19 protein-coding genes are annotated in these 20,327 nt (G+C 69.5%); 12 read left to right on the top strand and 7 right to left on the bottom strand.

What is annotated here, in order from left to right; translation table 11 throughout:
* The first annotated feature begins 72 nt into the window (after positions 1-72).
* Positions 73-783, top strand: coding sequence for a Crp/Fnr family transcriptional regulator (locus tag AC1M14_RS16425; protein WP_102771553.1), 711 nt, complete (start codon positions 73-75; stop codon positions 781-783).
* Here AC1M14_RS16425 and AC1M14_RS16420 read toward each other — a convergent pair.
* The gene (locus AC1M14_RS16420) at positions 731-1,489 is read right to left on the bottom strand and encodes an aspartate/glutamate racemase family protein (protein ID WP_479730048.1); all 759 of its coding nucleotides are present in this window, start codon (positions 1,487-1,489) and stop codon (positions 731-733) included. The genes AC1M14_RS16425 and AC1M14_RS16420 overlap by 53 nt on opposite strands.
* A gap of 218 nt (positions 1,490-1,707) precedes the next feature.
* Between AC1M14_RS16420 and AC1M14_RS16415 the strand changes: the two genes are divergently transcribed.
* Both AC1M14_RS16415 and AC1M14_RS16410 read left to right on the top strand, forming a co-directional pair.
* On the top strand, positions 1,708-3,993 hold the full coding sequence (locus AC1M14_RS16415) for a nitric-oxide reductase large subunit (protein WP_479730047.1): 2,286 nt from the start codon (positions 1,708-1,710) through the stop codon (positions 3,991-3,993).
* 196 nt (positions 3,994-4,189) lie between these two features.
* Positions 4,190-4,915 carry a formylglycine-generating enzyme family protein gene (locus AC1M14_RS16410; RefSeq protein ID WP_479731813.1) on the top strand — a complete coding sequence of 242 codons (726 nt, stop codon included), beginning with the start codon at positions 4,190-4,192 and terminating at the stop codon, positions 4,913-4,915.
* 47 nt (positions 4,916-4,962) lie between these two features.
* Here AC1M14_RS16410 and AC1M14_RS16405 read toward each other — a convergent pair whose 3' ends face one another.
* Positions 4,963-5,793, bottom strand: a complete 831-nt coding sequence (locus AC1M14_RS16405) for a Crp/Fnr family transcriptional regulator (RefSeq protein ID WP_479730046.1) — start codon at positions 5,791-5,793, stop codon at positions 4,963-4,965.
* Between the two features lie 196 nt (positions 5,794-5,989).
* On the opposite strand from AC1M14_RS16405, the gene nirK reads away from it, so the two are divergent.
* The 3 genes from nirK to gorA all read left to right on the top strand — a co-directional run bounded on the left by nirK (position 5,990) and on the right by gorA (position 8,914).
* Positions 5,990-7,072 carry a copper-containing nitrite reductase gene (gene nirK, locus AC1M14_RS16400; protein WP_479730045.1) on the top strand — a complete coding sequence of 361 codons (1,083 nt, stop codon included), beginning with the start codon at positions 5,990-5,992 and terminating at the stop codon, positions 7,070-7,072.
* Between the two features lie 64 nt (positions 7,073-7,136).
* A complete protein-coding gene (locus AC1M14_RS16395) occupies positions 7,137-7,463 on the top strand; it encodes a c-type cytochrome (RefSeq protein ID WP_111825440.1) in 327 nt (108 codons plus the stop codon).
* A gap of 92 nt (positions 7,464-7,555) precedes the next feature.
* Positions 7,556-8,914, top strand: coding sequence for a glutathione-disulfide reductase (gene gorA / locus AC1M14_RS16390; RefSeq protein WP_479730044.1), 1,359 nt, complete (start codon positions 7,556-7,558; stop codon positions 8,912-8,914).
* Positions 8,915-8,916: 2 nt separating this feature from the next.
* Here the strand turns inward: gorA and AC1M14_RS16385 are convergent, their stop codons facing one another.
* On the bottom strand, positions 8,917-9,726 hold the full coding sequence (locus AC1M14_RS16385) for a DUF72 domain-containing protein (protein ID WP_479730043.1): 810 nt from the start codon (positions 9,724-9,726) through the stop codon (positions 8,917-8,919).
* 139 nt (positions 9,727-9,865) lie between these two features.
* Between AC1M14_RS16385 and AC1M14_RS16380 the strand changes: the two genes are divergently transcribed.
* Positions 9,866-10,498: a LysE family translocator gene (locus tag AC1M14_RS16380; protein WP_102771544.1), complete on the top strand. Its 633-nt coding sequence runs from the start codon at positions 9,866-9,868 to the stop codon at positions 10,496-10,498.
* Positions 10,498-10,794, top strand: coding sequence for a hypothetical protein (locus AC1M14_RS16375; protein WP_102771543.1), 297 nt, complete (start codon positions 10,498-10,500; stop codon positions 10,792-10,794). Before AC1M14_RS16380 ends, AC1M14_RS16375 begins: the two co-directional genes overlap by 1 nt.
* Here the strand turns inward: AC1M14_RS16375 and pdxR are convergent.
* The gene (gene pdxR / locus AC1M14_RS16370; RefSeq protein WP_479730042.1) at positions 10,787-12,307 is read right to left on the bottom strand and encodes a MocR-like pyridoxine biosynthesis transcription factor PdxR; all 1,521 of its coding nucleotides are present in this window, start codon (positions 12,305-12,307) and stop codon (positions 10,787-10,789) included. The genes AC1M14_RS16375 and pdxR overlap by 8 nt on opposite strands.
* A 78-nt stretch (positions 12,308-12,385) precedes the next feature.
* Here pdxR and AC1M14_RS16365 point away from each other — a divergent pair, with 78 nt between their 5' ends.
* Together AC1M14_RS16365 and AC1M14_RS16360 are read left to right on the top strand one after the other, a co-directional pair.
* Positions 12,386-13,114 carry a GNAT family N-acetyltransferase gene (locus tag AC1M14_RS16365; protein WP_209164853.1) on the top strand — a complete coding sequence of 243 codons (729 nt, stop codon included), beginning with the start codon at positions 12,386-12,388 and terminating at the stop codon, positions 13,112-13,114.
* Positions 13,105-14,001: a DMT family transporter gene (locus tag AC1M14_RS16360; RefSeq protein WP_479730041.1), complete on the top strand. Its 897-nt coding sequence runs from the start codon at positions 13,105-13,107 to the stop codon at positions 13,999-14,001. Before AC1M14_RS16365 ends, AC1M14_RS16360 begins: the two co-directional genes overlap by 10 nt.
* On the opposite strand, the gene AC1M14_RS16355 is transcribed toward AC1M14_RS16360, so the two are convergent.
* From AC1M14_RS16355 to AC1M14_RS16345, 3 genes are read right to left on the bottom strand one after another with little or no spacing between them, the layout of a single operon-like run.
* Complete coding sequence (locus AC1M14_RS16355) at positions 14,002-14,949, bottom strand: DMT family transporter (protein WP_479730040.1); 948 nt, start codon at positions 14,947-14,949, stop codon at positions 14,002-14,004. It abuts the gene before it with no gap.
* Entirely contained in the window at positions 14,946-15,281 is a 336-nt protein-coding gene (locus AC1M14_RS16350) for a thioredoxin family protein (protein WP_102771539.1), read from the bottom strand. The genes AC1M14_RS16355 and AC1M14_RS16350 overlap by 4 nt, the downstream gene beginning before the upstream one ends.
* A 4-nt stretch (positions 15,282-15,285) precedes the next feature.
* Positions 15,286-16,563, bottom strand: coding sequence for an allantoate amidohydrolase (locus AC1M14_RS16345; RefSeq protein ID WP_479730039.1), 1,278 nt, complete (start codon positions 16,561-16,563; stop codon positions 15,286-15,288).
* Positions 16,564-16,700: 137 nt separating this feature from the next.
* Here AC1M14_RS16345 and AC1M14_RS16340 point away from each other — a divergent pair, with 137 nt between their 5' ends.
* Positions 16,701-18,323, top strand: a complete 1,623-nt coding sequence (locus AC1M14_RS16340) for an acyl-CoA synthetase (protein WP_479730038.1) — start codon at positions 16,701-16,703, stop codon at positions 18,321-18,323.
* A 141-nt stretch (positions 18,324-18,464) separates the two neighbouring features.
* Positions 18,465-20,321 (top strand): phosphoenolpyruvate carboxykinase (GTP), encoded by a 1,857-nt coding sequence (locus tag AC1M14_RS16335; protein ID WP_102771536.1) that lies wholly within the window; start codon positions 18,465-18,467, stop codon positions 20,319-20,321.
* Positions 20,322-20,327 lie beyond the last annotated feature (6 nt).

The following is a 20,327-nucleotide window of genomic DNA, read 5'->3' as shown; positions in this document are numbered from 1 at the left end:
TTATCGGCGGCCGGAAAATGCAGTCTGTCACCTGCATGACAGACCCATCCCGAGTTTTACACGGATCTTCCCATGTCCGACGTTTCAAACATCGTTTCCGCCGAAGAACCGGCGCCGTTGTTCGCCGCCTGCGCCTGGTTCGGCGCGCTGCAGGCCGAACACCAGGAGCTGGTCCTGGCGAGCTCGCGCGCCGAGCGCGTGGACGCCGGCGCCTGGATCGCGCGGCGCAACGCGCCCTCGGATTACTGGCTGGGCGTGCATACGGGCCTGCTCAAACTGGCCATCTACAACGAGTCGGGGCGCAGCTGTACGTTTTCGGGCGTGCCGCCGGGCGGCTGGTTCGGCGAGGGCAGCGTGATCAAGCGCGAATTGCGCAAGTACGACGTGGTGGCCATCCAGCCCTCGCTGGTGCTGCTGGTGCCGGCGGCGACCTTCCACGCGCTGCTGGCGGCCAGCCTGCCGTTTTCGCATTTCGTCATCGGCCAGCTGAACGACCGCATGGGCGAATTCATCGCCTCCATCCAGAACCACCGCCTGCTGGACGCGGACGCGCGGGTGGCGCAGTCGCTGGCGCAGTTGTTCAATCCGCGGCTGTATCCGTCCACCGACCTGACCCTGGCGATTTCGCAGGAGGAGCTGGGCTATCTCACCGGCCTGTCGCGCCAGCGGGTCAACCAGGCGCTGCAGGCCCTGGCCGACCAGGACATGCTGGCGCTGGCCTACAACCAGATCAAGGTGCTGGACCTGGAGCGCCTGCGCCAGTACGGGCTGGAGCAGATCTGAGCGCGCGGGCCAGCGCGGCGCGCGCCAGGATGCGGGTGGAGTCCAGCGTGGGCAGCGCGCAATTGGCGTCGTCCAGCACCAGCGGCAGTTCGGTGCAGCCCAGCACCACGGCGTCGCAGCCGGCCGCGCGCAGGCGCTCGACCACGGCTTGCAGCCGCGCCACCGATTCGGGCTTGAAGACGCCGTACACCAGTTCGTCCATGATGATGCGGCCCACCAGCGCGCGGTCCTGCGGTTCGGGGCGCAGCCATTGCAGCCCGCGTTCGTCCAGCTTGTCCGGGTAGACCTCGCTGTCGGCCAGCCAGCGCGTGCCCAGGATGCCGAGGCGGCGGTGGCCGCGCGCCTGCGCCTGGGCGGCGACTTCCGCGGCGATGTGCAGCCAGGGCAGCGGCGAGCGCGCCAATATCGGGTCCAGCGCCTGGTGGATGGTGTTGTCGGGGCAGATCAGGAAATCGGCGCCGGCGCGCGCCAGCTTGTGCGCCGAGGACAGCATCAGCGCGCCCACGCCGTCCAGGTCGCCGCGGTCCAGGCAGGCCACGTAGTCGGCCAGCGAATGCGTATGCAGCGAGATCTCGGGGTGCGCGTGCGGGCCCAGGCGCTGCGCGCCTTCGGCGCACAGCGTGCGATAGCACAGCGCCGCGCCTTCGGCCGAGCAGGCCACGATGCCGATATGCAAGGGGGCGGGGTTGTCGCTTGCGGTCACCATGCGGTCGGCTCCTTGTAGAGGGACGGGAAGAGACTGCGCCATCGTAAACGGCGGGGAAGGGTTGAAATAACCTTTCGATGGTTATTTTCACCCTTGTGTGTCACGGTCAAAAAAACCCTATAAATCACAATCCGTTGATTTAAAGGGAAATTTTTCTGGCACGGAATTCGCATATAGGAGCGTACCCAAAAACCGCAACACTGGAGGGCGTTCCCATCATGGGTCCGTATCGGAAATTATGGTTCACGCTGATCGCCGTGCTGACGATCACATTCGCACTGCTGGGTTTCTATGGCGGCGAAGTCTACCGAAAGGCGCCGCCGATTCCCGGCCAGGTGGTGTCGGCCGACGGCACCCGCCTGTTCGGCCGTGACGACATCCTGGACGGCCAGACCGCCTGGCAATCGATCGGCGGCATGCAGCTGGGATCGATCTGGGGGCACGGCGCCTACCAGGCGCCCGACTGGACGGCCGACTGGCTGCACCGCGAACTGACGGCCTGGCTGGACCTTGCCGCGCGCGACGCGCACGGCAAGGACTACGCGCAGTTGTCCACGCCCGAGCAGGCCGCGCTGCGCGAGGCCCTGAAGGCCGAATACCGCGGCAACGGCACCGACGCCGCGACCGACACGCTCACGGTCAGTCCGCGCCGCGCGCGGGCGATGGCGCAGACGGCGGCCTACTACGACCTGCTGTTCTCCGACGCGCCGTCGCAGCATCGCACCCGCGAAAGCTACGCCATGAAGGAAAACACCCTGCCCGATCCGGCGCGGCGCGCGCAGCTCACGCAGTTCTTCTTCTGGACCGCGTGGGCCGCGGCGACCGAGCGCCCGGGCCAGGACGTCACCTACACCAACAACTGGCCGCACGAGCCGCTGATCGGCAACACGCCCAGCACCGAAAACATCGTCTGGTCCATCGTCAGCGTGGTGGTGCTGCTGGCCGGCATCGGCCTGCTGGTGTGGGCCTGGGCGTTCCTGCGCGGCAAGGAAGAACCCGAACCCGAGGCGCCTCCCAAGGACCCGCTTACCACCTTCACGCTCACGCCCTCGCAGCGGGCGCTGGGCAAGTACGTGCTGCTGGTGGCGGGCCTGTTCGCCTTCCAGGTGCTGCTGGGCGGTTTCACCGCGCACTACACCGTCGAAGGGCAGCAGTTCTACGGCGTCGACGTGTCGCAGTGGTTCCCGTATTCGCTGGTGCGCACCTGGCACGTCCAGAGCGCGCTGTTCTGGATCGCCAGCGGCTTCCTGGCCGCCGGCCTGTTCCTGGCGCCGGTGATCAACGGCGGGCGCGATCCCAAGTACCAGAAGCTGGGCGTGGACATGCTGTTCTGGGCGCTGGTGGTCGTGGTGGTCGGCTCGTACATCGGCAACTTCCTGGCGATCGCCCAGATCATGCCGGCGGACCTGAACTTCTGGCTGGGCCACCAGGGCTATGAGTACATTGACCTGGGCCGCCTGTGGCAGATCCTGAAGTACGTGGGCCTGCTGTTCTGGCTGGTGCTGATGCTGCGCGGCATCGTGCCCGCGCTGCGCGTCAAGGGCACCGACAAGAACCTGCTGGCGCTGCTGACCGCGTCGACGGGCGCCATCGGCCTGTTCTACGGCGCCGGCTTCTTCTACGGCGAGCGCACCCACCTGACGATCATGGAGTACTGGCGCTGGTGGATCGTGCACCTGTGGGTCGAGGGCTTCTTCGAAGTCTTCGCCACCACGGCGATGGCCTTCATCTTCACGAGCATGGGCCTGGTGTCGCGTCGCATGGCCACCGCCGCCAGCCTGGCCTCGGCCTCGCTGTTCATGCTGGGCGGCGTGCCGGGCACCTTCCACCATCTGTACTTCGCCGGCGCCACCACGCCCGTGATGGCGGTGGGCGCGAGCTTCTCGGCGCTGGAAGTGGTGCCGCTGATCGTGCTGGGCCACGAGGCCTGGGAAAACTGGCGCCTGAAGTCGCGCGCGCCGTGGATGAGCAACCTGAAGTGGCCGCTGATGTGCTTCGTGTCGGTGGCGTTCTGGAACATGCTGGGCGCGGGCGTATTCGGCTTCATGATCAACCCGCCGGTGTCGCTGTTCTACATCCAGGGCCTGAACACCACGCCGGTCCACGCGCACGCCGCGCTGTTCGGGGTGTACGGTTTCCTGGCGCTGGGCTTCACGCTGATGGTGCTGCGCTACATCCGTCCGCACTACACGCTCAACCCCGGCCTGATGAAGCTGGCGTTCTGGGGGCTGAACATCGGCCTGGCGCTGATGATCTTCACCAGCCTGCTGCCGATCGGGCTGATCCAGTTCCAGGCCAGCGTGAGCGAGGGCATGTGGTACGCCCGCAGCGAAGCCTTCATGCAGCAGGAGATCCTGCAGAACCTGCGCTGGGGCCGCACCTTCGGCGACGTGGTGTTCCTGCTGGGCGCGCTGGCGATGGTGGTGCAGCTCATCCTGGGCCTGCTCAGCGGCCGGACCGTGCCCAACGAGCCGCAGCTGCAGGCCCGTCCGGCCCGCGGCTGATCCGGGTTCGCCGCCCTCATTGCGCCAGCGCAAAGAGGGCGGCGGCGGGAGCCGGTCCAATAGATCCAGGTCCCGGGGCGCCCCGCCCCGGAACGCAACCGGAGCCTCATCCGTGCGCAGCCTGTCGATCGTCGCAATCCTCTTGTCGTTGACCGCATGCGGGCCCGCAGACCGGGCCCCTGCGTCTTTGCCGCAGGTGCTGCGGCTGCCGGCCGGCGAAGTGTCGTACCGGCCTTCCGACACGACGCTGCGCGGCGGCTATCCGGTGACCCCGGCGCCGCTGACGGCGCGCTTTCCGCGCGGGCTGTCCATCATGAAACACCAGGTCAGCCAGGCCGAATACGCGGCCTGCGTGAAGGCGGGCGGCTGCAAGCCGCTGGACGGCGCGCATCGAGGCGCGGGCGCGCCTGACATGCCGGCGGTGGGCGTCAGCTGGACCGATGCGTCGGCGTATGCGGCCTGGCTGTCGGCGCGCACCGGGCGGCGCTGGCGCCTGCCCACCTATCCGGAATGGGTCTACGCGGCCGGCGAAGCCTTTCGCGAGCAGGCCGCGCTGCCCGACGCCGGCGACGATCCCGCCCAGCGCTGGCTGGCCGAATACGACGCGCAGAGCAACCGCCAGCGCGAGGACGCCGAGGTGCGCGCGTTCGGCGCCTACGGCGTGAACGCAAGCGGCCTGATGGACATGGCCGGCAGCGTGTGGGACTGGACCAGCGACTGCCATGCGGTGCGGGTCCTGGACGCGCCGGCCGGCGAGGCCGACGGCGGCCGCAACTGCGGCATCCGGGTCGCGGCCGGGCGCCACGTGGCTTACCTGCCGGACTTCATCCGCGATCCCAAGAGCGGGGCCTGCTCGGTCGGCCTGCCGCCGGCCAACCTGGGCCTGCGACTGGTGCTGGACGAGGCTGCCGTCGCGGGCTGATGTTGGAGTTTTGCTGCGAAACCCGGCGGCTGGGGCCGCCTGATGGGTTACGCGCGTTCGAGATAGGGGTCCTTGCTTAAGAACGCTCGCGCTGTACCCATCCTACGGCGCTGCGCGGGCGGCGGCTCGGCCGGCGGCGGGCCGTCCAGGCAGGAAGTACAGCCCGAACAATCGGGCGCGGCCTGGGCATCGCTGCAGACGCGCGCCAGCGCGGCCGGCGAGCGCAGCACGATGCGCTTGCGGCTGCCGTCGACGATGCCGCGCTGGCGCCAGTCGCTCAGCAGGCGGCTGACGGTGTGCAGCGTGGTGCCCGTCATTTCCGCGATGTCCTGGCGCGTGATCGGAAAACTGATGCCGATGCCGCCGGCGGTAGGCTGGCCGGCGCTTTCCACCAGGCGCAACAGCGTGCGCGCCACGCGCTGCTCGACCTCGTCGGTGGACAGTTCCTGGATGCGCAGGTGCGCGTCCTGCAGGCGCTGGCCCACGGTCTGCAGCGCCATCGCGCCGAGCTGCGGATGGTTGCCCACGAAACGCTCCCACAACTCGTCCGGCCAGGCCAGGCACACGCTTTCCAGCACGGCCTGCACGGTGGCGGGATAGCGCGATTGGCGCATGGCGCGGGCCAGTCCGAACATGTCGCCCGGGTTGACGTAGCGCACCACCACCTGTTCGCCGTCGGCGGTGATCTGCGCCACTTTCAGCCGGCCGCTGAGCAGCACGAAGAAGTGCGAGGCGATGCCGCCCTGGCGGTAGGCGGCGGCGCCGGCGACCAGCCGGCAAGGCTGGGCGCCGCGCAACGCGGACTTCAATTGCGCATCGGAAAGAGGCTTGAAGATCTCCAGGTTGCGCAGCAGCGCGTGACAAAGCGGGGAAGGCATGGCGGTCCTAGAAAACGGGGGGAGACGGACGAATCTCCATGGCTTCATGTTGACACCGCGGTTCCGCGCTGACAATGCGCCCGGCGCGCGCGCCCGCCTTCGAGTTTGCGCTACAGCAAAGAACGGCGCCTGCGTCGGTTCTTCAATAGGGGTGCCGGCTTTCCCGGCGATTGAAGAACTGGATAAGGAGCTGGATATGAACGCACTACGGCCCCCCTTGCTGGCTGCGGCGCTGGCTTTCACGCTGGCCGCGACGGCCGTGTTCGCGCAGGATGCCGACAAGCTGCCGCGCGCCAAGGTCACGCTGGTCGCCCCGCCGATGGTCCACCCGCACGAGCAGGTCGCGACGTCGGGCCCGAAAGTGATCGAATTCGAAATGAGCATCGAGGAAAAGAAGATGGTCATCGACGACAAGGGCACCACGCTTCAGGCCATGACGTTCAACGGGTCCATGCCTGGCCCGACGCTGGTGGTGCACGAGGGCGACTACGTCGAGCTGACGCTGGTCAACCCCGCCACCAACGCCATGCGCCACAACGTGGACTTCCACGCCGCCACCGGCGCGCTGGGCGGCGCCAAGCTGACCAACGTCGATCCGGGCCAGCAGGCCACGCTGCGCTTCAAGGCCGACCGGACCGGCACCTTCGTGTACCACTGCGCGCCCGAAGGCATGGTGCCGTGGCACGTGGTGGCCGGCATGAGCGGCGTGCTGATGGTGCTGCCGCGCGACGGCCTGAAAGACCCGGAAGGCAAGCCGCTGCGCTACGACCGCGTCTACACGATAGGCGAATTCGACCTCTACATCCCCAAGGACGAAAACGGCAAGTACAAGGACTACGCCACGCTGGTGGAAAGCTACGCCGACACGGTCGAGGTGATGCGCACGCTTACGCCGTCGCACATCGTGTTCAACGGCAAGGTGGGCGCGCTGACCGGGGCCAACGCGCTGCAGGCCAAGGTCGGCGAAACCGTGATGCTGATCCATTCGCAGGCCAACCGCGACACGCGTCCGCACCTGATCGGCGGCCACGGCGACTGGGTCTGGGAAACCGGCAAGTTCGCCAATCCGCCGCAGCGTGACCTGGAGACCTGGTTCATCCGCGGCGGCTCGGCGGGCGCGGCGCTCTACACCTTCAAGCAGCCGGGCGTGTACGCCTACCTGAACCACAACCTGATCGAAGCCTTCGAGCTGGGGGCGGCCGGCCACATCAAGGTCGAGGGCAAGTGGAACGACGACCTGATGAAGCAGATCAAGGCTCCGGGCCCGATCCCGCGCTGAACGTCCGGGGCCGGGCGCCCGCGTCCGGCCTTCACCCCCAGAGATCTTCCGACGGAGCTTTGCCATGTCCACATTACGACGCATTCTGCTGGCGGCCGCACTGGCCGGCCTGCCGGCTTCATGGGCGCAGGCGGAAACCTCGGCCACCGTCCATGCGGCCGGCGAAAAAGTCTACAAATCCGCCTGTTTCGTGTGCCACGCCAGCGGCGTGGCCAACGCGCCCAGGCTGGGCGACAAGCAGGCCTGGTCGCCGCTCATCGCCCAGGGCGCCGACGCGCTGGTGGCGACGGTCATGAAGGGCAAGGGCGCCATGCCGCCGCGCGGCGGCTCGTCGGCCGACGAGGCCGCGCTGCGCGCCGCCGTGGAGTTCATGATGGCCGCCGCACAATAGGGACGCAGGACGCATCGGCCCGCCGCGTGGTGTTAAATACGGTTTTCCCAGACACAGAACGCGCGGTCCTGCGGCGGCGCGAAGGAAACATCATGGCATTTGATTTCGACTTGTTTGTGATCGGCGCGGGGTCGGGCGGCGTGCGCGCGGCGCGTTTCGCGGCCGGTTTCGGGGCGCGCGTGGCGGTGGCGGAAAGCCGCTACCTGGGCGGCACCTGCGTGAACGTGGGATGCGTGCCCAAGAAGCTGCTGGTCTACGGCGCCCATTTCAGCGAAGACTTCGAACAGGCCCGGGGCTTCGGCTGGAACGCCGGCGAACCCGCGTTCGACTGGCGCACCCTGATCGCCAACAAGAATCGTGAAATCGAGCGTCTCAATGGCATCTACCGCAACCTGCTGGTCAACAGCGGCGTGACGCTGCTGGAAGGGCATGCCCGCATCCAGGACCCGCACACGGTCGAAGTCAACGGCAAGACCTACAGCGCCGCCCACATCCTGGTGGCCACGGGCGGCTGGCCCCAGGTGCCGGACATTCCGGGCAAGGAACATGCCATCACCTCGAACGAGGCCTTTTTCCTCGAGGCGCTGCCGCGCCGCGTGCTGGTGGTGGGCGGCGGCTACATCGCGGTGGAATTCGCCTCGATCTTCAACGGCATGGGCGCGCAGACCGTGCAGGCCTATCGCGGCCCGCTGTTCCTGCGCGGCTTCGACCAGGGCGTGCGCGAGCACCTGCGCGACGAACTGGAGAAAAAAGGCGTGGACCTGCGTTTCAACGCCGAGGTCGCGCGCATCGACAAGCGGGCCGACGGCACGCTGGCCGCCACGCTCAAGGACGGCTCGGTGATCGAGACCGATTGCGTGTTCTACGCCACCGGCCGGCGCCCCATGCTGGACAACCTGGGGCTGGAGAACACCGCCGTCAGGCTCAAGGACGACGGCTTCATCCAGGTGGATGACGAGTACCGTACCGCCGAGCCTTCCATACTGGCCATCGGCGACGTGATCGGCCGCGTGCCGCTGACGCCGGTGGCGCTGGCCGAGGGCATGGCGGTGGCGCGGCGCCTGTTCCGTCCGGAGGAATACCGCAAGGTGGATTACCAGCTGATCCCGACCGCGGTGTTCAGCCTGCCCAACATCGGCACGGTGGGCATGACGACCGAAGAGGCGCGCGCCGCCGGCCACCGGATCAAGCTGTTCGAAAGCCGCTTCCGTCCCATGAAGCTGACCCTGACCGAGTCGCAGGAAAAGACGCTGATGAAGCTGATCGTCGACGCCGACACCGACCGCGTGCTGGGCGTGCACATGGTGGGCCCGGACGCCGGCGAGATCATCCAGGGCATCGCGGTGGCGCTGAAGGCCGGCGCGACCAAGCAGGTGTTCGACGAAACCATCGGCATCCATCCCACGGCCGCCGAGGAATTCGTGACCCTGCGCACGCCGGTCGCGCAATAAGCCTACAAGCGCTCGATCAGGGCGCGCGCCGCCGCCGGCGCGCGTTCCTTGGCGCCGTTGATGAAAAAGGCGTAGACGTCGCGCGGCTGCGCCGCGGCCCCGGCCGGCTCGCCGGCCCGCGGCAGGTCGGCGGGCTGCGCGCCGCCGGCCCAGGCCTGCAACCGCGCGGCCCAGGCGTCCAGCGCCTTGGGCGCGTAGCCGGCCTTGAAGCCGGCGCTGGCGCGCATCAGCCGCGCATACACGAAATCGGCCGTGCAATCGGCCATTGAGGGGTAGTCCTCGCTGTCCGTGTACACGGTGGCGGCGCGGTGGCGGCGCGCCAGCCTCAGGTAGTCCTCGCACAGGAAGCTGGGGTGGCGCACGTCCAGCACGTGGCGCAGCGCCAGCCCGTCCACCCGCTCCGGCAGCAGTTCCAGGAAAGCGCCGAAGTCTTCGGCGTCGAAGGTCTTGGTCGGCGCGAACTGCCAGACGATGGGGCCCAGCTTGGGGCCGAGCTCGGCGATGCCGCTGTGCACGAAGCGCTCGACCGAATCCTTGGCGCCCGCCAGCTGCCGGCGGTTGGTCGCGTAGCGCGAGGCCTTCAGCGTGAACACGAAACCGTCCGGGGTGGCGTCGCGCCACTTGGCGAAGGTGGCGGGTTTCTGGCTGCTGTAGTAGGTGCCGTTGACTTCGATGGCGGTGAGCTGGCGGCTGGCGTATTCCAGTTCCTGCGCGTGGGGCAGGTCTTCGGGGTAGAAGACGCCGCGCCAGGCGGGGTAGGTCCAGCCGCCTATGCCGACGCGGATCGCGCCGGCGCGGTGTTGTGGGGACATTCCGGACGCTCCAGGGAAAACCGACCGCTCAACTGTATCGCCGGCGCCACTGGCGCGTAAACGCCCCGCGGGAAAGTTTCTGTTGCGCCACCGTTTTGCGCTAAGGTGTCTGTCTACGCTCCCCACTTGCCGCTCCATCATGCCAGATCTCGCCCATTTCCTGACTTTCGCCCTGGTGGCCCTGGGCATGGTGCTCACCCCCGGGCCGAACATGATCTACCTGGTGTCGCGCTCGATCTCGCAGGGCGCCCAGGCCGGCCTGATCTCGCTGGGCGGCGTGGCGGTCGGCTTCGTCTTCTATGTATGCTGCGCCGCCTTCGGCATCACGGCGCTGCTGATGGCCGTGCCTTACGCCTACGACGCGCTGCGCATCGGCGGCGCGCTGTACCTGCTGTACATGGCGTGGCAGGCGCTGCGCCCCGGCGGACGCTCGCCGTTCCAGGTGCGCGAACTGCCCAGGAGCAGCCCGCGCACGCTGTTCATGATGGGGCTGCTGACCAATCTGCTCAATCCCAAGATCGCCATCATGTACGTATCGCTGCTGCCGCAGTTCATCCAGCCCGAGCGCGGCAGCGTGTTCGCGCAGTCGCTGGCGCTGGGCATGACCCAGGTCGCCATCAGCCTTTCGGTCAACGCCCTCATCGCGATCATGGCCGGCTCCATCGCCGGCTTCCTGGCCGGCCGTCCGCTCTGGATGGCGGCGCAGCGCTGGCTGATGGGCACCGTGCTGGCCGGACTGGCCGTGCGCATGCTGACGGACGCGCGGCGCTGATGGGGGCCGGCGACGGATTCTTCGCTTCGCTGGGCGGGATGCTCGGCGAAGCCCTGCGCAGCATCGTGGCGGGGCTGAAGTGGCTGCTGGGCGGCATCGGCGGCGCGCTGGGCGATTTCTATTCGGGCCTGGCCGGCGCGATGGGCATGAGCCCGTCCGTGTTCAACCTGGTCCTGCTGGTGCTGGGGCTCATGCTGCTGTGGGCGGCGGTCAAGTCGCTGCTGCGCCGCTCCATCCTGGGCTTCGTTTTCTGGCTGTTCCTGGCCGTGCTGGTGCTGGGCGGGCTGATCAACTGAGCGGCCGGCGCCGCCCGCCGCATTCCAGCGCGATGTCGCGCAGCCGCTGCAGCAGCGCCGGAAAGCGCTCCGCGCCCGTGTTGCCGTAGCCGATCACCAGGCCGTTGTCCTGCGGCCGGGGCGACACCGCGAACGAGGACAGCGCGCTCGGGTTCATCCCCAGCGCGCGCGCCTGCCGCACGATTTCCTGGTCCGGGTACGCCGGCGGCAGCCGCACCGTCAGGTGCAGGCCGCTGTGTCCGCCCAGCACTTCGTGCTCGATCCCGAAATGGGCGGCCAGCGCGTCGCGCAGCGCCGCCTGCCGTTCCCGGTACAGCCGGCGCATGCGCCCCAGATGGCGCGAGAACTGGCCGTTTTCGATGAAGGCCGCCATGGTCAGCTGTTCGAGCCGGTGGCCGCCGCGCAGCATCTCGACGACGGACGGCATGGCTTGCGCCGCCAGCGCCCGCGGCAGCACCAGATAGCCCAGCCGCAGGGCGGGGAACATGGTCTTGCTGAAGGTGCCCACATACAGCACGGGCGCGTCGGCCACCAGGCCCTGCATGGCCGCGATGGGTTCGCCCTGGTGGCGGAACTCGCTGTCGTAATCGTCTTCGATGATCCACGCGCCGGCCTGCCGCGCGCGCTCGATCAGATCCAGCCGGCGGGTCAGCGACAGCACCGCGCCGGTGGGGTACTGGTGCGACGGCGTGGTCTGGATCAGCCGCGGCGGATGGTCGCGCCAGGCGCTGTCGGGGATCACGATGCCGTCGTCGTCCACGCGCAGCGGCAGCATCTCCAGGTCGCCGCCGTGGAAGGCGGCCTTGGCGCCGCGGTAGCCGGGCTCTTCCAGCCAGGCGGTGTCGCCGGGGTTGGTCAGCAGCTGCACGCACAGCGCCAGTGCGCCTTGCGCGCCTTCGGTGATGACGATGCGCGAGGCGTCGCAGCGCACGCCGCGCGAGACCCGCAGGTATTGGGCGATGGCTTCGCGCAGCGCCGGTTCGCCCAGCGGATCGCCATAGCCCAGCGCGGCGGCCGGCGCGGCCTGCAGCGCGCGGTCCTGCGCGCGGCGCCAGGCGCTGGCCGGGAACTGCGTCAGCGCCGGGGTGCCGGGCGTCAGCGGCAGCGAACCGTCGTGCGCGTAGCGCGTGGACACGATGCGCGCCAGGCGCCGGGCCGTGGCCGGAACCGGGGAGGGCGGCGCGGCGGCATGGCCGGCCGCGCCGGCGGCGGCCGACAAGGGCGCGACCCGCGTGCCCTGCCGGTCGGCGATCACGAAGCCTTCGGCCGTCAGCTGCTCGTAGGCGATCAGCACGGTGTTGCGCGAGATCTCCAGCTCTTCGGCCAGGGCGCGCGACGAGGGCAGCTTGCCGCCGGCCGGCAGCTGGCCGGCCAGGATGGCCTGCTTGAGGCGCTGGATCAGTTGGCGCTGGCGCGGCAGGGCGCCGGGGCCGCGCGCCAGCGGGCTGGCGAGCAGGGCGGAGGAGGTCATCATGGCCCTATTAAAGTCCTTAGGCGTGGTGCTTTTTATCATGCCACGGTTCCGATATCGTGAGGCCATGCAGATCGCGTCCGGCCATACCGGCGGCGCGCCAACCAGGAAGAGGTCCGAATGCCCGCCCGCGTCAACGCTTTTCAGCAACCCATCGGCCCGGAAATGCCCGGCTGGACGGCGCGCCCGCGCCCGCCCGCCACGCCGCTCTCCGGCCGCTACTGCCGGCTCGAACCGCTGTCGGCCGAGCGCCACGCGGCGGATCTGTACCAGGCCTTCAGCCGGGCGCCCGACGACAGCGACTGGACCTACATGTCGGTGGGCCCCTTCGCCGACGAGGCCGCCTACCGAGCGTTCGCCGAAAAGGTCCAGGACGGCCCCGATCCCATGCACCACGCCATCATCGACCTGCAATCGGGCCGCGCCGTCGGCACGCTGGCGCTGATGCGCATCGATCCGCCCAACGGCGTCATCGAGGTCGGCTTCGTGTCTTTCTCGCGCCAGCTCAAGCGCACCCGCATCGCCACCGAGGCGCAGTTCCTGCTGATGCGCCGCGTCTTCGACGAACTGGGCTATCGCCGCTACGAATGGAAGTGCGACAGCCTCAACGCGCCGTCGCGCGCCGCCGCTGCGCGCCTGGGCTTCCAGTTCGAAGGGGTGTTCCGCCAGGCCACGGTCTACAAGGGCCGCAGCCGCGACACGGCCTGGTTCTCCATCGTGGACGGCGAATGGCCTGCGCTGCGCGCGGCCTACGAACAGTGGCTGGGCGCGGACAACTTCGACGCCGAAGGCCGCCAGCGCCGCGGGCTGGCCGCCATGATCGCCGAGGCCCGCGCCGCGTGCGCCTGATCCCCGTCGCGCTGGCCCTGTTCTGGGGGCTGAACTGGCCGGCCGTGAAAATCGTGCTGGGCGTCGTCCCGCCCTTCACCCTGCGCCTGCTGGGGCTGGGCAGCGGCGCCTTGCTGCTGTTGCTGCTGGCGCGGGTCAAGCGGCTCGATCTGCTGCCGCCGCGCGCTTCGTGGGCGGGCATCGTGGTGGGCGGCCTGCTGGCCATCGCGGTGTTCAACCTGGCGGTGGCCTGGGCGCAGCTCAGCACCAGCACCTCGCGCGCGGCGGTGCTGACCTTCACCATGCCCATGATGTCGGCGCTGCTGGCGTGGGCGGTGCTGGGCGAACGGCTGGACCGGCGCCGCGCGCTGGCGCTCGCGCTGGGCGCGGCCGGCGTGGCCATCCTGGCATGGCCGGTGCTGCGCGCGGTCTTCGGCGGGCATGACGCGGCGGCGGCCCTGGGCCTGGCGTATCCGCTGGTGGCGGCGTTCGGCTGGGCCGCCGGCACCGTCTATCTGAAGGCGCGGCCGGTGGCCGGCCACCGCATCGTGGTCACGGCCTGGCAGCTGGTGGTGGGCGCGGGCTGCGCGCTGGCGGGCGTGCTGCTGTCCGGCGAACGCTTTCCGCTGCACGGCTGGAACGGACGCGTCGCGGGCGCGCTGGCGTTTCACATCGTGCTGGGCACGGCGGTGGCCTATTGGCTCTGGTTCGTGCTGAGCGAGCGGGTCAGCGCCACGGTGGCCACGCTGACCACGCTGATGGTGCCGGTGGTGGGCGTGCTGGGCGCGATGGCGCTGGTGGGCGACCGGCCCGCCGCCATGGACTGGTGGGGCTTCGCCCTGGTGCTGGCGGGGGCGGCGCTGATCGTGCTGAACCTGGACGCGGCGCCGCGCCGGCGCCGGGCCTGATCAGCGCACGCGGCGCAGCTTCTCGCGCAGCAGTTCCGCGCCGCTGACCAGCGTGATGCCGGACAGCACCAGCGCCGCGCCCAGCACGAAGGCGGCGTCCAGCGGCTCGTCCAGGATCAGCACGCCAAAGCTCACGCCGAACAGCGGGGTCATGAAAGACAGCACCGACAGGCGCGAGGCCAGGTAGCGGCGCAGCAGCCAGAACCAGGCCAGGTAGCTGGACAGGGCCACCACCACGCACTGGAAGGCCACGCTGGCGAGCGCTTGCGGCGTGTAGCGGAAGCCGTCGTTGCCGGTGGCCGCGGCGTAGGCCAGCAGCGCCACCGCCGCCACCGCCATCTGGTAGAGCAGGGTCTTGGCGGGCGCGGCCTCGGACAGCGAGGTCTTGCGGATCGCCACGGTGGTGGCGCCCCACAGCAGGCCGGCGAGCAGGCCCATCGCGTCGCCCAGCAGCATGTCGGGCGCGCCGGCCTGGCCTTCGGGGCGGCCCTTGCCCAGGAACGCGATGGCGATGCCGCAGAACGCGATCGCCACGCCCAGCCACTGCAGCGGCTTCATGCGCTCTTCGGGCAGCAGCCAGTGCAGCCCGAGCGCGGCGAAGATGGGCGCGGTGTACAGGAACACGGACATGTGCGAGGCGGTGGTGTAGACCAGGCCCTGCGCCACGAACAGGAATTCGCCGGCGAACAGCAGGCCCACCACCAGCCCGGGCAGGGCGGTGCCGTCGCGCACGGCCTGCGCGCCCTCGCGCCGCCACACCACCGCGGCCAGCACCAGCGCCGCGAAGGCCGAGCGCAGGCCGATCTGCATGATGGGCGCGACGTCGTCGGCCACCAGCTTGATCGCGATCTGCTGGAAGCCCCAGCAGACGCACAGCAGCAGCATGGCGCCGGTGGCCAGCGCGTCCAGCGGCTGGCGCAGCGGCCGGGGAGCCGGCAGCGCGCTCATGGCAGTTCCGCCGGATAGCTGTCCAGGGCCAGGCCGATCTGCTGGCGCAGGTCCCATTCCGCCAGGCTGGCCTGCACCGGGCCGAAGAACGCGCCGTCGCGGGTCACGAACATGGCGGGCAGGTGGAAGACTTCGTAGCGCTCGACCAGGCCGCCGTTCTCGCCGGCGTCCACCCAGCACAGGCGCTCCACCGGCAGTTCCAGCCGCGGCAGCTGCTCGCGCGCGACCCGGCAGTTGCCGCAGGTGCGGCTGTGAAAGACCAGTAGCGACAGGCCGGGGGCGTCGAGCAGGTAGCGGTCGGCGGTGCTGTCGTTGAGTTCTATCTGTTCCATGGTCTCAGGCGCCGCGCAGCACGCGGTCCAGTTGCAGCACGGACTGGTACAGCACGCGGGTGCCGTCCAGCAGCTGCGCGGGTTCGATCGATTCCTCGGGGCAGTGGCTGCGCCCGTTCAGGCAGGGGATGAAAATCATGCCGATGGGGCCGGTGGGCGCCATGTAGACCGCGTCGTGGCCGGCGCCGCTGGGCAGGCGCATGCTGGCGTAGCCCAGCTGGCCGGCGGCGGCCTCGACCGCGTCCATCACCAGCGACGCGCAGTCGGTGGGCCGCGCGCGGCTGAGCTGGGTCCAGCCGGCCGACAGGCGCAGCGCCTTCAGGTCCTGCGCCACGCCGGCCATCAGGGTTTCGGGAAAGGCGTCCAGCACCGCGTCGCTGTCGCTGCGCACTTCCAGCGTCAGTTCGACCAGGCCGGGCACCGCGTTGGCCGCGTTGGGCGTCATCGACAGGCGCCCGACCGTGGCCACCACGTAATGCGGATTGCCGCTGGCGGCGCTGGCCTGGCGGTTCGCGGCGTCGATGATGCGGGCCGCGCCCACCAGCGCGTCGCGGCGGATGTCCATGGGCGTGGTGCCGGCGTGGTCGGGCTGGCCCTGCACCGTGATCTGCACGCGGCGGATGCCGACGATGTTGGTGACCACGCCGATGGGCAGGCCGCGGCTTTCCAGCACCGGGCCCTGTTCGATGTGCAGTTCGACGAAGGCCGCGGTTTCGCCGGCGCGGCGCAGCGGCGCGCCCAGCGCCGCCGGGTCGCCGCCGATGCGGGCGATGCCTTCGGCCAGCGTCTCGCCCTCGGGGTTGCGCGAGGCCAGCATGTCGGCGCTCAGCTGGCCCGACAGCGCGCGGCTGCCGACACAGGAGATGCCGTAGTCGCTGGGCTCTTCGGACAGGAAATCGATGACCTCGAAGGGGTGCTCTAGCTGTACGCCGTGTTCGCGCAGCGTGTGGGCCACTTCGATGCCGGCCAGCACGCCGATGATGCCGTCGTAGCGGCCGCCGCTCATCACGGTGTCGCAGTGCGAACCGGTGGCGATGGGTTTGCGCGCGGGATCGCGCCCGGGCAGCGTGCCGATCAGGTTGCCGCCGGCGTCCAGGCGGGTGGCCAGGCCGGCGGCTTCGAATTCGCCGCGCAGCCAGGCGCGGGCCTGGTCGAACTGCGGCGAGAACGCGCGGCGGGTCCAGGGCTGGTCGGGCAGGGTGTAGCGGGACAGGGTTTCGGCGCGGGCCCAGAGGCGCTCGGCGTTCAGCGGAGGAAAGGCGGGGGAGGTGGTTTGCGGCATGAGACTTCCTGGAGTGCGCGTGCAATTATGGCACGCGCGGCAGCGGCCATCGCGGCGCGCGCGGCTTACTATATCGGTGCCGGCGCATGGCCCGGATGCCGCGCGCCAACGAGAATTCAAACCACGAGAGACAAACCATGCTGTCCAGAGCCGATTCCTACGCGCAGCTCGCGTCCCAGTTCCAATGGCAGGTGCCGGCGGCCTACAACATCGGCGTGGACGCCTGCGACAAATGGGCCGACGGCAGCGGCCGCCTGGCCCTGATCTACGAGAAAAGCGACGGCGCGCAGTCGCGCTATACCTTCGACCAGATCAAGGCGCTGTCCAACCGCCTGGCCAACAGCATGGCGCGCCACGGCGTGCGGCGCGGCGACCGGGTGGCCGTCTACCTGCCGCAGGCGCCCGAGACCGCCGTGGCCCACATCGCGATCTACAAGATGGGCGCGGTGGCGGTGCCGCTGTTCACGCTGTTCGGCGTGGACGCCATCCAGTACCGGCTGGCCGACAGCGGCGCGGCCGCGCTGGTGACCGACGCGGCCGGCTGCCGCAAGCTGCGCGAAATCCGCGCCGGCCTGCCGGAGCTGAAGGTCGTCTATTGCATCGACGACGAGGCGGTCGACGACGCCGTGCCGTTCCATGCCGCGCTGGCCGCCGAGTCCGACGACTACGCGCCGGCGGCCACCTCGGCCGACGATCCGGCCGTCATCATCTACACGTCGGGAACCACCGGCAAGCCCAAGGGCGCGCTGCATGCGCAGCGCGTGCTGCTGGGCCATCTGCCCGGCGTGGAGATGTCGCACGAATTCTTTCCCGAAAACGCCGCGCTGATGTGGACGCCGGCCGACTGGGCCTGGATCGGCGGGCTGCTGGACGTGCTGCTGCCGTCCTGGCACCACGGCGTGCCGGTGCTGGCGCGCCGCTTCGAGAAGTTCGACGGCGCCGCCGCCTTCGAGCTGATGGCGCGCCACGGCGTGACGCATACGTTCCTGCCGCCCACGGCGCTGAAGATGATGCGCGCCGTGGCCCAGCCGCCCGCGGCCGGCTCGCTGGCGCTGCGCTCGGTGGCCAGCGGCGGCGAGTCGCTGGGCGCCGAGCTGATCGACTGGGGCCGGCGCGTGCTGGGCGTCACCATCAACGAGTTCTACGGGCAGACCGAGTGCAACATGCTGGTGTCCTCGTGCTCGTCGCTGTTCGATCCGGTGATCGGCTCGATCGGCCGCGCCGCGCCGGGGCACCGGGTCGCCATCGTGGACGACCGGGGCGTCGAAGTGGCCGATGGACAGGAAGGCAATATCGGCGTATTGCGGCCGGACCCGGTCATGTTCCTGGGCTACTGGAACAACCCGCAGGCCACGGCCGAGAAATTCGCCGGCGACTACCTGCTCACCGGCGACCAGGGCGTGCGCGACGCGCAGGGTTTCATCCGCTTCGTCGGCCGCAACGACGACGTCATCACCAGCGCCGGCTACCGCATCGGCCCGGGTCCGATCGAAGACTGCCTGCTGGGCCATCCGGCCGTGCGCATGGCGGCGGTGGTGGGCGTGCCCGACGCCGAGCGCACCGAGATCGTGATGGCCTATGTGGTCCTGAACGACGGCGTGCAGGGCGACGAGGCGCTGGTGAAGTCCCTCCAGGCCCACGTGCGCACCCGGCTGGCGGCGCACGAATACCCGCGTGCCATCCGCTTTGTAACCAGTTTGCCGACCACTGCAACGGGCAAGATCATCCGCCGGGAGCTGCGCGACGGACGCTACGGGTAGCCGTCTCAACCCGTGACACTTCGTCCAAGAGGATGGGTTGACGGGCAGCCTGTGGCTGCAAGTATGATGGCCCAAATTGATACGGCCCCACTCAAACTGGGGCCGTATCATCATTCGCTGACTAGTATGGAGATAACCCCGATGGATAAGCCTTTGGATGGGGGATTGGCGGCCTTGAACGTACCTGCCTACGTCAAGCACCGTGGCCTGATCGACTGGGTGGCGAGCTTCGTCGCGCATGCCAAGCCCGAACGCGTCGTCTGGTGCGACGGCTCCCAGGAGGAGTACGACCGGCTCTGTGAGCAGATGGTGCAATCGGGAACCCTGCGCAGGCTGAACCCCGCCAAGCGGCCCAATTCCTATCTGGCCTGGTCCGATCCGTCCGACGTGGCGCGGGTCGAGGACCGCACGTTCATCTGTTCCGACCGTCCCGAGGACGCCGGCCCGACCAACAACTGGGCCGATCCGGCCGAGATGCGCGCCACGCTCAACGGCCTGTTCGAAGGCGCCATGCGCGGGCGCACGCTGTACGTGGTGCCGTTCTCGATGGGCCCGCTGGGTTCCGACATCGCCCACATCGGCGTGGAGCTCTCCGACAGCCCCTACGTGGCGGTGAACATGCGCATCATGACGCGCATGGGCAAGCAGGTCTACGAGGTGCTGGGCACCGACGGCGAGTTCGTGCCCTGCGTGCACTCGGTCGGCAAGCCGCTGGCGCCCGGCGAGGCCGACGTGGCCTGGCCGTGCAACCCCACCAAGTACATCGTCCACTTCCCGCAGACCCGCGAGATCTGGAGCTACGGCTCGGGCTACGGCGGCAACGCGCTGCTGGGCAAGAAATGCTTCGCGCTGCGCATCGCCTCGACCATGGGCCGCGACCAGGGCTGGCTGGCCGAGCACATGCTGATCCTGGGCGTGACCTCGCCCAAGGGCCGCAAGTACCACGTGGCCGCGGCCTTTCCGTCGGCCTGCGGCAAGACCAACTTCGCCATGCTGATCCCGCCCCAGGGCATGGACGGCTGGAAGGTCACCACCATCGGCGACGACATCGCCTGGATCAAGCCCGGCCCCGACGGCCGCCTGCACGCCATCAACCCGGAAGCCGGCTATTTCGGCGTGGCCCCGGGCACCAGCGAGCAGACCAACTTCAACGCCATGGCCACGCTCAAGGCCAACGTCATCTTCACCAACGTGGCGCTGACCGACGACGGCGACGTCTGGTGGGAAGGCATGACCGACACCCCGCCCGAGCACCTGACCGACTGGCAGGGCCAGGACTGGACGCCGGCCATCGCGCGCGAAACCGGCCGCAAGGCCGCGCACCCGAACGCGCGCTTCACCGCGCCGGCGGCGCAATGCCCGTCCATCGACCCCGAATGGGAAAACCCCAAGGGCGTGGTCATCGACGCCTTCATCTTCGGCGGACGCCGCTCCACCACCGTGCCGCTGGTCACCGAGGCCCGCAACTGGGTCGAAGGCGTCTACATGGCCGCCACCATGGGGTCGGAAACCACCGCCGCGGCCGCCGGCCAGCAGGGCGTGGTGCGCCGCGATCCCTTCGCCATGCTGCCGTTCTGCGGCTACAACATGAGCGACTACTTCAACCACTGGCTGAAGCTGGGCAAGCAGCTCGAAGCCGCCGGCGCCACGCTGCCGCGCATCTATTGCGTCAACTGGTTCCGCAAGGGGCCCGACGGCAAGTTCGTGTGGCCGGGCTTCGGCGACAACATGCGCGTGCTGCGCTGGATGCTGGGCCGCATCGACGGCCAGTCCAAGGGCGTGGAGCAGGTGTTCGGCATTTCGCCCAGCTACCAGGACATCGACTGGACCGGCCTGGAATTCAGCCCGGACAAGTTCGAGCAGGTGATGTCGGTGGACGCCGCCGCCTGGCGCGACGAGCTGGCGCTGCACGACCAGCTGTTCAAGCAGCTGGAGCAGGGCCTGCCCGCCGATCTGCCGGCCGCCAAGGCCCGGATCGAAGGCCGCCTGGCGGCCTGACGGCCC

It is taken from the genome of Achromobacter sp. SX5, assembly GCF_056711425.1.
The sequence above is the reverse complement of the archived record's forward strand: the minus strand, read 5'-3'. Positions and strand labels throughout refer to the sequence as shown.